Genomic DNA, 13,861 nt, shown 5'->3' on the forward strand with positions numbered 1-13,861 from the left:
TCCTCGAGAATATGGATCGTGTGCTGCCCGCGCGGGCTATGACGGTGTCGACCCGCGAGCGCGACTGACATCTTCACTTCAATCGACTATGTTGTCTTACAATGTCAGTGATTGTATTAACATGTTGCCGGCTTGCGGCTTAGTAGATACCCGGGGACAGGGCGCATGGCGCGCCGCTGTCTCCCGTCGACCGGATCAGAACTGGTGGTTGATGCCGATCGTCGCGGCGAACTGGCTGCGCGTGGCCGAAGCCGATTGCTCGCCGATGCTCGCCGTTGCCGTGACCGCCTTGCCGCTCGTGCTCAGCGTTTGGCCATTGGCGCGCTGATATGCCTCGAGCACATAGATGCGGGTGCGCTTGGACAGGCTATACAGTTGCGTCAGGTTGACCTGCTGGTAACTCGCGGCGTCTTGGATCCCGTTGGCCTTGGTGGCGCGCGTGTAGCTGTAGCCCACCGCCAAGTCCCATACGGAAGCGGGACGGAAGTGCAGCACCGCACCGGCCGTGTTGAAAATCGCCTTGTCGGTGAAGCCGGAACTGATGCCCGGCAGGTATTGCACGTTCGAATACGTCGCCGAGACGTCCCATTGCGGGCTGAACTTATAGCCGCCCGTGACCGCGAAGCGCTGCTGCGCGGCCGCGTTCTGATATCCGTTGGTGATGCTCGAGACGCCTTGCTCGCCCGTACCCGAATAGGCCGTCGAGCTCGTGCTCCATGCGCCGCCGCCGTTCGTCGCGTTATTGAAACGCGCGAAGCCGACCGCGATGCCCGCGGGGCCCATGAGATATTGCGCCGCCACGCTCCAGGTGGAGCCCGCATTGAAGCTGCCGGCCACGCCGCCGAGGGCATACATGCCGCTTACCTTGAACCCGCCGAACGACGGCGAGGTATAGACGAGCCCGTTGTTGACGCGATAATCGGTATCGAGCGCGTCGAGGTCGCCCGGATGGGCGCCGAACGCGCCGGTCAGCCACGTCGTGGGGCTATAGGGCGAGAGCAACGTGTAGTACGGGGTGTACTGACGGCCCGCCGTGAACGTCCCGAACTTCGCGTTGTCGAGGCCGACCCACGAGGCCCGGTTGAACGCCAGGCCGCTCTTGCCCATCGTGCCGTTATCGAGGTTGAAGCCCTCTTCGAGCTTGAAAATCGCCTTCGTGCCGCCACCCAGATCTTCGCTGCCGGTGAGGCCGAAGCGCTCGCCGCCCCACACCCCTTCCAGCATTTTCACGACAGATTTGCCGCCCGCCGTCGCACCCGTTGAGGGCGCCTGGTTGCTCAGATATCCGATGCCGGTATCGACAATGCCGTAAAGCGTCACGCTGGACTGCGCGAACGCGCCGCTGCTCGCCAGCACCGCCGCCGCGCCGGCGAGCGTCATCGTGGCGTGTTTGTAGTAGTGCCTCATCCTATCTCCTGGTCTTTGTTGGACTTATCGCGGCGCGTTGCCATGCCGCTCAATACTTCCTGGCCGCCGCACGGCGCCCAGTCACTACATCTGCCGCCGCCGATCGATCGAAGCCTGCCGACTACGGCCGTCGCTATCATTAGGACTCCTAATGACATGACGCCGGGCGCCGGCCCGCCGGGATGCGCGCGCCTGCCTCCTGCAAACGCGCTTTCCCGAACCGCTTCGCTACGACCGGGTGTACTCCTTAGTGAATCTCGGGTTCGCCGCCGCTACCGGCGTCGCGGCTCGCGCCCTGCGCGCCTTCGCGTTGCAGGAAGTCGAAATCGCAGCCCTTATCGGCTTGCATGACGTGAATTTGATGCATCGCGCCGTAGCCGCGCGTGAAGCGCGGCGCGGGCGGCACCCACGCCGCCTTGCGCTTAGCGAGTTCGTCATCGCCGATCAGGACGTTGAGCTTGCGCGCCGGCACATCGAGCTCGATCAGATCGCCGTCGCGCACCAGCGCAAGCGGACCGCCGATGAACGACTCGGGCGCCACATGGAGTACGCACGCGCCATAACTCGTGCCGCTCATGCGCGCGTCGGAAATGCGGACCATGTCGCGCACCCCCTTTTGCAGCAGCTTGCGCGGGATCGGCAACTGCCCCCATTCGGGCATGCCGGGCGCGCCGACGGGCCCCGCATGCTGTAGGACGATCACGCACTGCTCGTCGATATCGAGCGCGTCGTCGTCGATGCGGGCCGCCATGTCGTTGTAATCCTTGAATACGACGGCACGCCCGGTATGCACGTGCAGCTTCGGATCGGCCGCGCCGGGCTTGATCACCGCACCGTCCGGGGCCAAGTTGCCGCGCAGCACCGCGAGCCCCGTATCGGGCATCACGGGCGCGGCTAGGCGACGAATGACTTCGTCGTTGAAGATTTCGGCATCCGCGATGTTCTCGCCGAGCGTCTTGCCGTTGACCGTGCGCTGCGTGCCGTCGATCAACTCGCCGAGCTCCTTGAGCATCGCCCTCAAGCCGCCCGCGTAGTAAAAGTCTTCCATCAAGTACTGGCCGGTCGGACGAATATTCGCCAGCACGGGCGTACGTCGCGACAGATCGTCGTAGTGCCCGAGCGTGAGCGGGATACCGGCGCGGCGCGCAAGCGCGATCATATGCACGATCGCATTGGTCGAGCCCGACAGCGCAAGACAGGTCGTCACGGCGTTGTCCACCGATTTGCCGGTGATGATGTCCGACGGCTTGAGGTCTTCCCACACCATGTCGACGATACGCATGCCGGTTTTCGCGGCCATTTGCGCGTGGCGCGAATCGGCGGCGGGAATCGAGGCGAAGCCCGGCAGCGTGAAGCCGAGCGCTTCCGCCGCGCTCGTCATCGTCGAGGCCGTCCCCATCGTCATGCAGTGCCCGGGCGAGCGTGCGATGCCGCCTTCGACGCCCTTCCAATCGTCTTCGGTGATCTTGCCCGCGCGCAGGTCGGCCCAATACTTCCAGGTATCGGAGCCCGAACCGAGTGTGCGGCCGTTCCAATTGCCGTTGAGCATCGGACCGGCGGGCAAGAAGATCGCGGGCAAGTCCATCGAGATCGCGCCCATCAAGAGCGCGGGCGTGGTCTTATCGCAACCGCCCATCAGCACGACGCCGTCGGCCGGATAAGAACGCAACGTTTCCTCGACTTCCATCGCGAGGAAATTGCGGTACAGCATCGTCGTCGGCTTTTGGAACGGCTCCGACAGCGTTTGCACGGGCAACTCGATCGGAAACCCGCCCGCCTGCCAGATGCCGCGCTTCACCTCCTCCACGCGCACCTTGAAGTGCGTATGGCACGGATTGATTTCGCTCCACGTGTTCAGGATCGCGATGACCGGCTTACCGGCGTATTCCTCGCGGCTGTATCCCATCTGCGCGCTGCGCGAGCGATGGCCGAAGGAACGCAGATCGTTCACGCCGTACCAGCGGTGACTGCGCAGCTCCTCGGGTTTCTTTCTGTTCGTGCTCACTTCGTGCGACTCCGCAATACTGAATCAGTGAAAATGCCGGCCACCGCATGCCGTCTTAACGGCGCACCAGCTCGCCGTCACGCAACCGCCAAAGACCCAGCGGGTTCTCGTCGCGCAACGCCGCCGGCATCAGTGCCTGGGGCAAATCTTGGTAGCAGACCGGGCGCAGGAAGCGTTCGATCGCCATTGCGCCCACCGAGGTCGTGCGCGAATCGGACGTCGCCGGAAACGGCCCGCCGTGCACCATCGCGTGCGAGACTTCGACGCCGGTCGGAAAACCGTTCGCGAGGATGCGCCCCGCCTTGCGTTCGAGCGTCGGCAAAAGGCGCGCTGCAAGTGCGTAATCCGCTTCGTCGATTTGCAGCGTGGCGGTCAATTGGCCTTCGAGACGTTCGGCGACGCGCAAGAGCTCGTCCGCATCGCGGCATTGCACGACGAGCGACGCCGGTCCGAAGATCTCGTCTTGCAGATGCGCGTTCGAGAGAAACTCGGCCGCGCTCGTTTTGAACAGCGCGCCGCGCCCGGCGCACGGCGCATCGCTCGCGGCGCCGTCGGCCACGCGCGTCACCCCCGCCGTCTTCGCGCGTGCGTCGATGCCGCTACGGTACGCCGTCGCGATGCCGGCGGTCAGCATCGTTTGCGCGCCTTTCCCTTCTAGCGCGCGGGCGGCGGTTTCGACGAATCCGTCGAGTGCGGGTCCTTCGATCGCGATGACGAGCCCCGGATTCGTGCAGAACTGACCAACGCCGAGCGTCAACGAATCGACGAAACCACGGGCCAGCGCGTCCGTGCGCGCAACGAGCGCCGCGGGCAGCACGAACATCGGGTTGACGCTGCTCATTTCGGCATAGACGGGAATGGGCTCAAGTCGCGACGCGGCGATCCGCATCAACGCGAGCCCGCCATGACGCGAGCCCGTAAAACCCACCGCCTTGATCGCCGGATGCGCGACGAGCGCTTCGCCGATCGCATTGCCGGCCCCAATCAAGAGCGAAAACACGCCTTCGGGTAGCCCAAGATCAGCCACCGCCTTCTGAATCGCGCGGCCAACGAGTTCGGAGGTGCCCAAATGCGCGGGGTGCGCTTTGACGACCACGGGACATCCGGCAGCCAGCGCCGACGCCGTGTCGCCTCCGGCGACCGAAAACGCGAGCGGGAAATTGCTGGCCCCGAACACGGCCACCGGACCGATTGCAATACGTTGCGCGCGCAGATCCGGCCGCGGAACCGGCGAGCGTTCAGGAAGCGCCGAATCGAGTACGGCGCCGCACCAGCGTCCAGCGCGCACCAGTTGCGCGAAGAGCTTGAGCTGCCCCACCGTGCGCGCGCGCTCGCCTTCGAGGCGCGCCTTGGGCAGCGCGGATTCGGCCTGCGCGCGGTCGATCAGCATTTCGCCGAGCGCGGCGATATTCTCGGCGATCGCCTCGAGCAAACGGGCACGCGTCTCGAGCGGTGCCGCCCTGAACCGATCGAACGCCGCGGCTGCCAACTCGCAGGCGCGCTCGACTTCGGCAACGCCGCCCATGCCGAAGGACGGCTCGATCTCGGCGTTACGCGCGGGATCGAACGCGCGCGTCGTTCCTTGCGCCCCTCTCACCGAGGACGCGCCCAACAACATCTCGCCAGCAATGCGCATCATGTCTCCGTCGCCCTTCGTCAAGCACCGATCTCGGCGCGCAAGCCCTGCTCGAACGCAAGCAACGCTTGGGCCGCGGCACGCACCGCCGCGTGGTGCTCCTTCGGCGTTTCGCTGAGCAACGGCAGGATCGCCCCCATATCGGCCACGCCCGAGAACGTGACGGCGTCATGCAGGACTCGGATCAGAGAGATGTCGTCGCGCAACGTCTCGAGCGGCATGAACGCATCGTACAGGCGCTGCGTATCGGCCGCGCGCGACTCGCGTACGGCGCGCATGAGCTCGGTTACGGCGCGCGATGCGATACAACCGGAACCCGTCGTCCAAGCGGCCACGCCGAAATCGCGCAGATGGACGACGGCCGGACGCTCGCCCATACCGGATACGACACGCGCCGGATTCACGCTTTGCAGCAGGCGGCGCAGGTACGGATCGTTCGACGGATCGTCGCGCTCGATCGCGTACTTCACGGCGGCGAGCGTACCGCGATCGACGAGCCGCGCCAGCGTATCGACGTCGACGTACTGCTCGCTCTTCACGTAAAGCGTAAGGGGCATGCCCGCCGTATCGGCGATTCGCGTGAGGCCCGCCTCTACGCCGGCCGGCGTCGCGAAGTTCGCGAACGGCAGGACCATCGCCGTACGGTAAGACGTCTGCGCAAGGATGCGAGCTTGATCGAGCATCTTGCCGTAGTCGGGACCGATCGACGGAATCACTCGCGTACCCGGCGCCGCGCAGTCGGCGAGCATGTCGAGCAATTCGCGGTATTCGCTAACGGCGACGTGATAGAAGTTCGCGTTGCCGCCGTAGAGCAGCGTGGTGACGCCGCCGGCTTCGATGTGACGGATCAGCTTTTGATTTTCGGCGACATCGATCGACAAATCGGCGCGGCGCGCAAGCGGCGGCACCGCCATCACGGACGAGGCGAATTCGCTCTCGACAAGTGGGGACACGTTCATGGGGCCTCGAAACGAGTGTTTTGATGACTGACAGGCTGGACGGTATCACCGGAAAATCCATCTTGTCAAACAACATTGGCTATTGCCGATCACTTCAATACAACTTCCAACCGGAAGCGCACCCCAGAAGTTATCGATCCATCAAGGCAGATCAAGGCCTAACGCGTCCAAACCACCCTTTCGGTGGACTCGCCTATCGTTTACGAGGTTTGACAACTTTAAATTTGCATAACGAAAATGCCAGCCCTGGCTCATTGCCAGGCCGACCCGGGTCTGCCGAGGGGCGTCCCGGCGTTCGAGCTCAACTCATGGAGACACTGAGATGGCAGAACACAAACCTAGCTTGCACGCCATTGCCGAAGCATCGCGTGTGCGGTCCCCGGGCCGCCGCGCCTTCATGGCGCTCGCCGGCGCAACGGCTGGCGCGACCGTGCTGGCCGGCTTGCCCGGCTGCGGCAGCAGCGATTCGAGCGATGCGGGCGGCAGCGCCGCACCCGGCTCGACGACGAGTACCACGTCGTCCGATCCGATCTGGGGATCGAACGGCGCCGCAACGCAGATCGTCAATGCGTTGCAAAACGTCACGCAGTCGATGTTTCCTGCCGTCGATTTCAATGTCACGAGTTTCGGCGCACAGCCGATCGCCTCGCAGGTGACGGCGGCCACCGCATGGAGCCCAGCCATCCCATGGTTGAACCAAAGCACGTCGCCGCAAAGCCCCGGCTCCGAGCTCATGGTCTCGTCGAGCTTGACGGGTACGGCCTTCGATTCGTGCGCGGCATTCAACAACGCGATCGTCGCGGCGAATGCAGCGGGCGGCGGCCGGGTCGTCGTGCCGGCCGGCAACTGGTATTGCGGCGGCCCGATCGTGCTGCTCAGCAACGTCAACTTCCATTTGAGCGAAGCTTGCACGATCTACTTCAGCCCCAACCCGGCCGATTATGCGAAAAGCGGCCCTTATGCGACCGCCAACGGCAATCTGTATTGGACCCGCTGGCAAGCCAACGATTGCCTGAACTTCGGCTCGCCGATCTATGCCTACAAGCAGACCAATATCGCGCTGACCGGCGAAGGCAACAGCTCGATCTTGAACGGCCAAGCCATGACGCCGATCCAGCCGAACGGCACGATGCCCACTTCATGCTGGTGGACCTTCAAGGGCACGACGCTCGCCTACGGCTGCACCGGATCGACCACCCCTTCGCAGAGTTATTCGAATCCGAACAACGCAGCCTTGACGAGCCTCACGACAACCACGGCATCGAACGCGGCGACGATCCTGCCGCTACTGACCGCCTCGTCCTGGTCGCAAGATCAAAACTATCTGCCCGCGCTATCGGAGCTCGGCGTGCCGGTCACCGATCGCATTTTCGGCAACGGTCACTATCTTCGGCCTTGCATGGTCGAATTCATCGGCTGCACGAACGTATTGATGCAGCTTTATCACACCCAGAACACGCCGTTTTGGCAGCATCATCCGACCGACTGCACCCATGTCGTCATTCAAGGCGTGTTCGCCGACAGCATCGGCCCGAACAACGACGGCTTCGATCCCGACGCATGTTCCAACGTGCTCGCCGATTCGGTCACGTTCAACACGGGCGACGACTGTATCGCGATCAAATCGGGGAAAGCGCTCGACACCGAGTACGGGCCCGCGCAAAACCACGTAATCCAAAATTGCACGATGAACAGCGGCCACGGGGGCTTGACGCTCGGCAGCGAGATGAGCGCGGGGGTGCAAAACATCTACGCGCGCAATCTGAGCATGCTCAATCAAAATTGGGCGACCAATCCGTTGCAGATGGCGATACGAATCAAGAGCAACATGAACCGCGGCGGCGTCGTGCAGAACGTCTACATCGACGGCGTCACGTTGCCGAACGGCATTGCGCTAACGGGCAAAGGTTACGGCTCGAGCAATATGATCGCGGGCAGCCCGATCAATACGTCGGTACCGGTGGGGGTCGCGACCGCGAGCGCGGGCAACCCGTCGGCTTCGCAAGGCGGACTCATCGCGTTCGATTGCGACTACTCGCCGAACGGCGATGCCGTCCGTTTGAACCCGCCCGTCATACGCAACGTCAACATCAGCAATGTGACGGCCGGCAACGTCACGCTCGGCGGTAAGACCGGGTCGTGCTTCCAGGCGATCGTCGCGCAAGGGCCAGTCGCCGCCGATTACAACGGCCCCGCCCCCGCGCCCACCGTTTCGCCGATTACCGGCGTGACGATTTCGAACTGCAATCTCGGCACGCCCGTATCGAACGGCACGGCCAGTGCGACGAACCCGGGGCCGATCTATGTCTGGAACGTCAATGCGATCACCTTGAGCAACGTAGTGATCGGTGCCACGACGTACAACACGACATTGACGGGCTGACAGGCCACGCCGGGCGCCTTCGCGGTCACTTCACGGGTCACTTCACGGTAAACGCGTAATGCCCTTGCGTCCGGTGGCCGTCGGCCGCGACGGCCACCCAAGAGACCGTATATAGACCGGGCTCGAGTGCGCGAAGCGCGACCGACATATGCTTTTTGTCGTTGGCGTCGACGCTCGACGCCCCGGTCGTCACGTCCCGGCCGGCCGCATCGGTCACCTTCAACGAACTGAACGCGCCTTCCAATGCGTCGTCGAATTCGATCGACACTTGTTGCGTCGTGCCGACGCCGACGGTCGCGCCGGCGCCCGGCGTTTGCTGCTTCGGATGCGCGTGCGCGTAAGCCCATTGCGCCGACATGAGGACGAGCACGGCCGCGCCGACGCGAACGAGAGGCGAAATCGAGGATGGCTTCATTAGAAAGGATCCCAAGTTAGAACAGCGGTTTGCCCAGCGTACCGGGGAATAGGTCGTCGAAATACAGGTGTGCTTGGACGAGCACGCCCGTATGCGTGCCGCTCGCCCGATTCACCGGTATCTGCGCTTCAATGCCGAATTGTCCATATCGATTCGTCCAAACGAGTCCCGGGTTGATCGTACCGGTCGTCTGCCCGGAACAGGCCCCCGCCGTGCACGTGCTCATCGGAAACTCGACGATCGGTATTACGTGCGAAATCGGCTCGGGTAGATGCAAGTCTTTAACCTGCGATTGCAGGTAAGGAATGCTGTACTCGAGTGCAAAGCCCCAGCCGAACGAATTCGGTCCCGTATCGGCGTCGGCCGTCGTGATATGCGGGCCGAACTGTCCCGTGACCGCCAACGGACGCAGATAGGCGAGCGATGCGGGCAGATCGCCGAAGCCCTTGCCGAAGTAGATATTGGGCGTGAATGTCGAATACGCGCTCGCGATCGATTTGGCGCCCGTGCCGCCTAGCTCCGCGCCAATTCCCACCGATGCCATGAACTCGTGTTTCGCGTTGACGTAAGCGAGGTACTTGAGCCCGATCTCCGTGTTGTCCCAACCGCGGGCCGACCCGCCGTCGGGCGCGTTTTGATTGACGTACTGGCCGCCCACGCTGAAAGCGAGGTTCGACGTAATCAGCTTGCTCCACTCGTAGGAGGCGGTATTGACGTTGATCGGATCGCCATCGTCGGTCGAGTTCTTGACATGGCCGAATTGAAAATCGAATTCGTCGCTGACGCCGGGGTCGTCGATGGCGAGCGTCACGGGAAAGACGCGATCGCCCGCAATGGCGTGCGCCATTGCGGCGGAACTATACATAGCGAAACAGGCGAGCGCGTATAGCGCCGCGCGACACCGCGCATGCCGTTTCGAAAAAATCGAAAAGCCGTTCATTTCGAAGTCCGAATATAAATCGAATGCCGCGCGTCTACGTCGCGCGCGCACTTATACCGCGGCGTGCTTGCACCGCGGGCATCTCTTTGACTCGATCGGGTTCAGGAAACGACGGGAGGGGCGCGCGGTTGCGCGGCAAGGAAACGCTCAGCAAGCGTAGGCTCGGCGAATCCGCTGCGATCCGGCGCCGGACTGGAAAAACGCGTGGGAAGAAACGCCTGCGCGAGGCTCGGCGCAATCGGAAGATGCGAGAAGAACGCGCAATACCCGCATGCCTGCCCATGATCGGAAGCATCGTGCGAATGACCGCGTTGCGCGAGGCTCCCGTGTGCCGACGGCTCGGTCATTGCATGCGCCGAACACTGAACGCCGAACATGGTCCCGTGCTTCGCACGGTCATGCGCCGCAAGCGTCTGCGAGATCGCCGGGGCGAGCACGGTCATCCAGATTGCGAGCAATCCGAGCAGCGTACCGAACCGGCGCAAACGACGATCGAGCATCACGGGGGCGCGCACCGCGCGCAGCAAAGACATCGATAGGAACAATTCCGACCGCTTCATTATCGGCGACACGCGTCGACGCGCACAAGGCGGCTGCGACAATCCGCCGGAGGGCGGTGCGATCGGGCGCCGCGCCGGGCGTACAATCGCGCCACTTCGATTCGACGCAAGCCATGGACCTCGAAAGCATCCTCTTCAAACAAGGCTTCGGCTCCCGCCGCCAATGCCGCTCGTTGATCGCCGAGGGGCGTGTGGTCGTCGCCGGTAACGCCTGCACCGACCCCGACGCGGATTTCGCCGTCGACGATCTGGCGTTCGACGTCGACGGTACGTCTTGGCGCTACCGAGAGCGCGCCTATCTCATGGTCAACAAGCCGGCCGGTTACGAATGCTCGCGCGAACCGCAGCACCATTTGAGCGTATTCGCGTTGCTGCCGGCGCAATTGGCGACGCGCGGCGTTCAATGCGTGGGCCGGCTCGACGAGGACACGACGGGGCTTTTGCTGCTGTCGGACGACGGCCAATTCGTGCACGCCTATACATCCCCGAAGCGCAAAGTGCCGAAGACCTATCTCGCCACCACGCGTCATCCGCTCGACGAACGCCAGCTGCAAGCGTTGCTCGGCGGCGTGCTGCTGCATGGCGAAAAGGCCCCGATCGCGGCGGCGGATGTTCGCATGCGCGACGAGAAATTGCTCGAACTCACGGTGAACGAAGGCAAGTATCACCAGGTCAAGCGCATGATTGCCGCCGCGGGCAATCGCTGCGATGCCCTGCATCGAGAGCGGATCGGCTCTCTCGGGCTACCGTCGACGCTTGCGCCGGGCGCATGGCAGTGGCTCGACGACGCGGCATTGCAAGCCCTGCGCGCCTAGGGTCGCGGCCGAGCCGGTTCGCAATGTGGGCTGGCGTACGCCCGATCCGAAGGAACGTTCGATATCGGGTGGGGCCCCAATAGGGTCCTCGCGCGGCCGTGCCTATACTGCCCTCAAAGAACGAAACGAAATCGACGTGCATCGGCGCGCGATTCCGATCAAGGGACGTTTCGAGGGAGGTGTGCCGTGGCCATCAACAGCGCGTTCGAGATTTCGTACGTGACGCTCGCGTTCGCGGCGCTCGGTGCGATCCTCATCGGCGCATTGCTTGCGGTGATGCACGTCAAGCGCCGCTATCACCCGAATCTGATCGGCGCTTTGCTCGGCGCCCTGCTTTGCTTCTTGTTGCTCGAGGTGTTGCCCGCGCTCATTTAGGGCGCGTGCAAACTGCCTAGAAAATCGTCGACGGTCGGATAGCGCAACGCAACGCCCAACTCGTGCTTAAGCCGCACATTCGATAGACGCCGCGACTCGCGCATGAACGACAGCGTCGCCGGATCGAGCAGAGCTTGCGCTGCTTCGCGTGTGATACGCGGGACGCGCGACAACCCGAACGCGTCGGCCACGCGATCGAAATAAGCCCCCATCTTCAGCACCGTATCGTCCGATGCATGAACGACGCGCCCCGGGCGTCCCCGCACCGCCGCGCGCAGCATGATCGCGGCGAGGTCGTCGGCGTGAATGTGGTTCGTGTAGACGTCTTGATCCTCGACGAGCGCCGGCTTGCCCTGGCCGATCCGCGCCAGCGGCAAACGCTCGCGCGCGTAGATGCCGGGAATACGCACGATACTGGCCGTCATCGCACCGCGCGCGTTCGCCCGCCTGAGCCGCCGCTCGGCCGCCACGCGACGCTTGGCGCGCGCGTTCGCGGGCTTGGCTGGCCGCGTTTCGTCGATGAACGCCCCTGCGCAGTCGCCGTACACGCCGGTCGTGCTGGCATAGACGAGCCGCAGTCTCGGGCGGGGCCAAGCTCTCGAAAGCGCCTCGGGTACAATACGCGCTTGAGCCCGCGCGCCCCCGCAAGCCGCGAATAGACGCGTCTCCGGCGCGAGCCGGGCCGCTTGGCGACGTGTCTGCAAACGTCCCGCACCCGGCGCGCCCGAGCGAGCCGGGCGGTGCGGCCGGCGCGTACCGAGCGCAGCGATCAACGCCCGCGTGCGCGGGTCGTCGTCGCCATGCGGCGGCGGCGGCGCGAGATGCAGGACCGTCGCGCTTAAAGCGGCGAGCCGCCGCAACGTGCGAGGCGCATCGAGGTCGCCGACGATCGGCGTCAGACCTTCGGCGCGCAGTTGGGCCGCACGTTCGGGACGCGTCGTGAGCGCGATGATGCGCGGGGGTGCCGAGCGCGCGAGCAGGCGCCGCGCGCAGCGCAGCCCGACGTCGCCGCATCCGACGATCAGTACGCGGGGCCGGCGCAAGATTCGTATAGCGTTCATGTGCGCGCATTGTAGCGGTCCGCCGCTCCGCACGCTTCAGGCCAAGATTTTTTCGCTTTTTTGTTTCCATCGAGCTATGGCATATAACGTGACCCTCCGGCAAAGCGGCCGGCAGTTTCAAGTAGAACCCGACGAACCCGTGCTCGTCGCCGCGCTGCGCCAAGGCGTCGGCGTGCCCTACGGCTGCAAGAACGGGGCCTGCGGCTCCTGCAAGGGCGAGGTCGTATCCGGCCAAATCGAGCAACGCTCGCATTCGTCGTCGGCCCTCTCGAACGACGAGAAAACGCGCGGCATGGCGCTGTTTTGCTGCGCGACGGCCCAGTCCGATCTCGTCATCGACGTGCGCGAGATCGCGGGCGTGGGCGACGTTCAGGTCAAGAAGCTGCCCTGCCGCGTGAACGCGCTCGAGCGTCGCGCCGACGACGTCATCGTCCTCAAGCTCCAACTGCCCGCGAACGAGCGGCTGCAATATCTCGCCGGCCAATACGTCGAATTCATCTTGAAGGACGGCAAGCGGCGCAGCTACTCGATGGGGAGCGCGCCGAACGCGGAAGGCCCGATCGAGCTGCACATCCGGCACATGCCCGGCGGCCTTTTCACCGATCACGTGTTCAATACGATGAAGGAGCGCGAGATCCTGCGCTTCGAAGGCCCGCTCGGCACGTTCTTCCTGCGCGAGGATTCCGAGAAGCCGATCGTCCTGTTGGCCTCGGGCACGGGCTTCGCGCCGATCAAGGCGATCGCCGAGCACGCGTTTTTCAAGAATATCGAGCGGCCGATCACGCTTTACTGGGGTGCCCGCCGCAAGAAAGATCTGTACATGCTCGAGCTCGCGGAAAGCTGGGCAAAAGATCACCCGAACTTCAAGTTCGTCCCGGTGCTCTCCGAGCCGGATCCGAGCGACGGCTGGACAGGCCGCATCGGTTTCGTACATCGCGCCGTGATCGAAGATCTGCCTGATTTGTCAGGCCATCAGGTGTACGCTTGCGGCGCGCCGGTCATGGTCGAATCGGCGTTGCGCGACTTCACCGCGCACCACGGGCTGCCGGCCGAGGAGTTCTACGCCGATTCGTTCACGAGCGAAGCCGATCTCGTCAACGCGGTCTAACGAGACGAAAATGCGACAGCCGATGCGGCGCCGTCATTGCATCGACACGCACGCTGTCGTATTCTTGCGCCCATGAACCGTTCCCAATCCGCTCTCCGACGTCGCCGCTCGCTCCCCGCCAGGGAAGCCGTCGGCTCATAGCGGACGCGCGCCTCGCAAGCAATCGGCAGCAAGCAGGCAGCGCGCAATCGGTCAAA

Annotated in this window: 12 protein-coding genes; 4 read left to right on the plus strand and 8 right to left on the minus strand. The window is 64.0% G+C overall.

The window, feature by feature from the left end; translation table 11 throughout:
- Window positions 1-195: 195 nt before the first annotated feature.
- The 4 genes from AB1286_RS07500 to AB1286_RS07515 form a co-directional block, all read right to left on the minus strand.
- Window positions 196-1,407, minus strand: a complete 1,212-nt coding sequence (locus AB1286_RS07500) for a porin (RefSeq protein ID WP_430362665.1) — start codon at window positions 1,405-1,407, stop codon at window positions 196-198.
- Window positions 1,408-1,654: 247 nt separating this feature from the next.
- Complete coding sequence (araD, locus tag AB1286_RS07505; RefSeq protein ID WP_430362666.1) at window positions 1,655-3,412, minus strand: L-arabinonate dehydratase; 1,758 nt, start codon at window positions 3,410-3,412, stop codon at window positions 1,655-1,657.
- Between the two features lie 55 nt (window positions 3,413-3,467).
- Window positions 3,468-5,048 (minus strand): aldehyde dehydrogenase (NADP(+)), encoded by a 1,581-nt coding sequence (locus tag AB1286_RS07510; protein WP_430365013.1) that lies wholly within the window; start codon window positions 5,046-5,048, stop codon window positions 3,468-3,470.
- Between the two features lie 20 nt (window positions 5,049-5,068).
- Entirely contained in the window at window positions 5,069-6,007 is a 939-nt protein-coding gene (locus AB1286_RS07515; RefSeq protein WP_430362667.1) for a dihydrodipicolinate synthase family protein, read from the minus strand.
- Between the two features lie 322 nt (window positions 6,008-6,329).
- Between AB1286_RS07515 and AB1286_RS07520 the strand changes: the two genes are divergently transcribed.
- Window positions 6,330-8,390, plus strand: coding sequence for a glycoside hydrolase family 28 protein (locus AB1286_RS07520; protein ID WP_430362668.1), 2,061 nt, complete (start codon window positions 6,330-6,332; stop codon window positions 8,388-8,390).
- Window positions 8,391-8,427: 37 nt separating this feature from the next.
- On the opposite strand, the gene AB1286_RS07525 is transcribed toward AB1286_RS07520, so the two are convergent.
- The 3 genes from AB1286_RS07525 to AB1286_RS07535 form a co-directional block, all read right to left on the minus strand.
- Complete coding sequence (locus tag AB1286_RS07525; protein WP_430362669.1) at window positions 8,428-8,805, minus strand: copper resistance CopC family protein; 378 nt, start codon at window positions 8,803-8,805, stop codon at window positions 8,428-8,430.
- A 16-nt stretch (window positions 8,806-8,821) separates the two neighbouring features.
- Complete coding sequence (locus AB1286_RS07530) at window positions 8,822-9,652, minus strand: hypothetical protein (RefSeq protein WP_430362670.1); 831 nt, start codon at window positions 9,650-9,652, stop codon at window positions 8,822-8,824.
- Between the two features lie 194 nt (window positions 9,653-9,846).
- Window positions 9,847-10,278 carry a DUF2946 domain-containing protein gene (locus AB1286_RS07535; protein ID WP_430362671.1) on the minus strand — a complete coding sequence of 144 codons (432 nt, stop codon included), beginning with the start codon at window positions 10,276-10,278 and terminating at the stop codon, window positions 9,847-9,849.
- A 140-nt stretch (window positions 10,279-10,418) separates the two neighbouring features.
- Between AB1286_RS07535 and AB1286_RS07540 the strand changes: the two genes are divergently transcribed.
- Together AB1286_RS07540 and AB1286_RS07545 are read left to right on the plus strand one after the other, a co-directional pair.
- Window positions 10,419-11,120, plus strand: a complete 702-nt coding sequence (locus AB1286_RS07540; protein ID WP_430362672.1) for a pseudouridine synthase — start codon at window positions 10,419-10,421, stop codon at window positions 11,118-11,120.
- Window positions 11,121-11,306: 186 nt separating this feature from the next.
- Window positions 11,307-11,495 carry a hypothetical protein gene (locus tag AB1286_RS07545; protein ID WP_430362673.1) on the plus strand — a complete coding sequence of 63 codons (189 nt, stop codon included), beginning with the start codon at window positions 11,307-11,309 and terminating at the stop codon, window positions 11,493-11,495.
- Here AB1286_RS07545 and AB1286_RS07550 read toward each other — a convergent pair.
- Window positions 11,492-12,556 (minus strand): NAD-dependent epimerase/dehydratase family protein, encoded by a 1,065-nt coding sequence (locus AB1286_RS07550; protein WP_430362674.1) that lies wholly within the window; start codon window positions 12,554-12,556, stop codon window positions 11,492-11,494. The two genes, AB1286_RS07545 and AB1286_RS07550, sit on opposite strands and share 4 nt — an antisense overlap.
- A gap of 76 nt (window positions 12,557-12,632) precedes the next feature.
- Between AB1286_RS07550 and AB1286_RS07555 the strand changes: the two genes are divergently transcribed.
- Complete coding sequence (locus AB1286_RS07555; RefSeq protein WP_430362675.1) at window positions 12,633-13,664, plus strand: CDP-6-deoxy-delta-3,4-glucoseen reductase; 1,032 nt, start codon at window positions 12,633-12,635, stop codon at window positions 13,662-13,664.
- Window positions 13,665-13,861: the final 197 nt, after the last annotated feature.

The sequence above is a fragment of the Trinickia sp. NRRL B-1857 genome (assembly GCF_050470685.1).
Lineage (GTDB): Bacteria > Pseudomonadota > Gammaproteobacteria > Burkholderiales > Burkholderiaceae > Trinickia.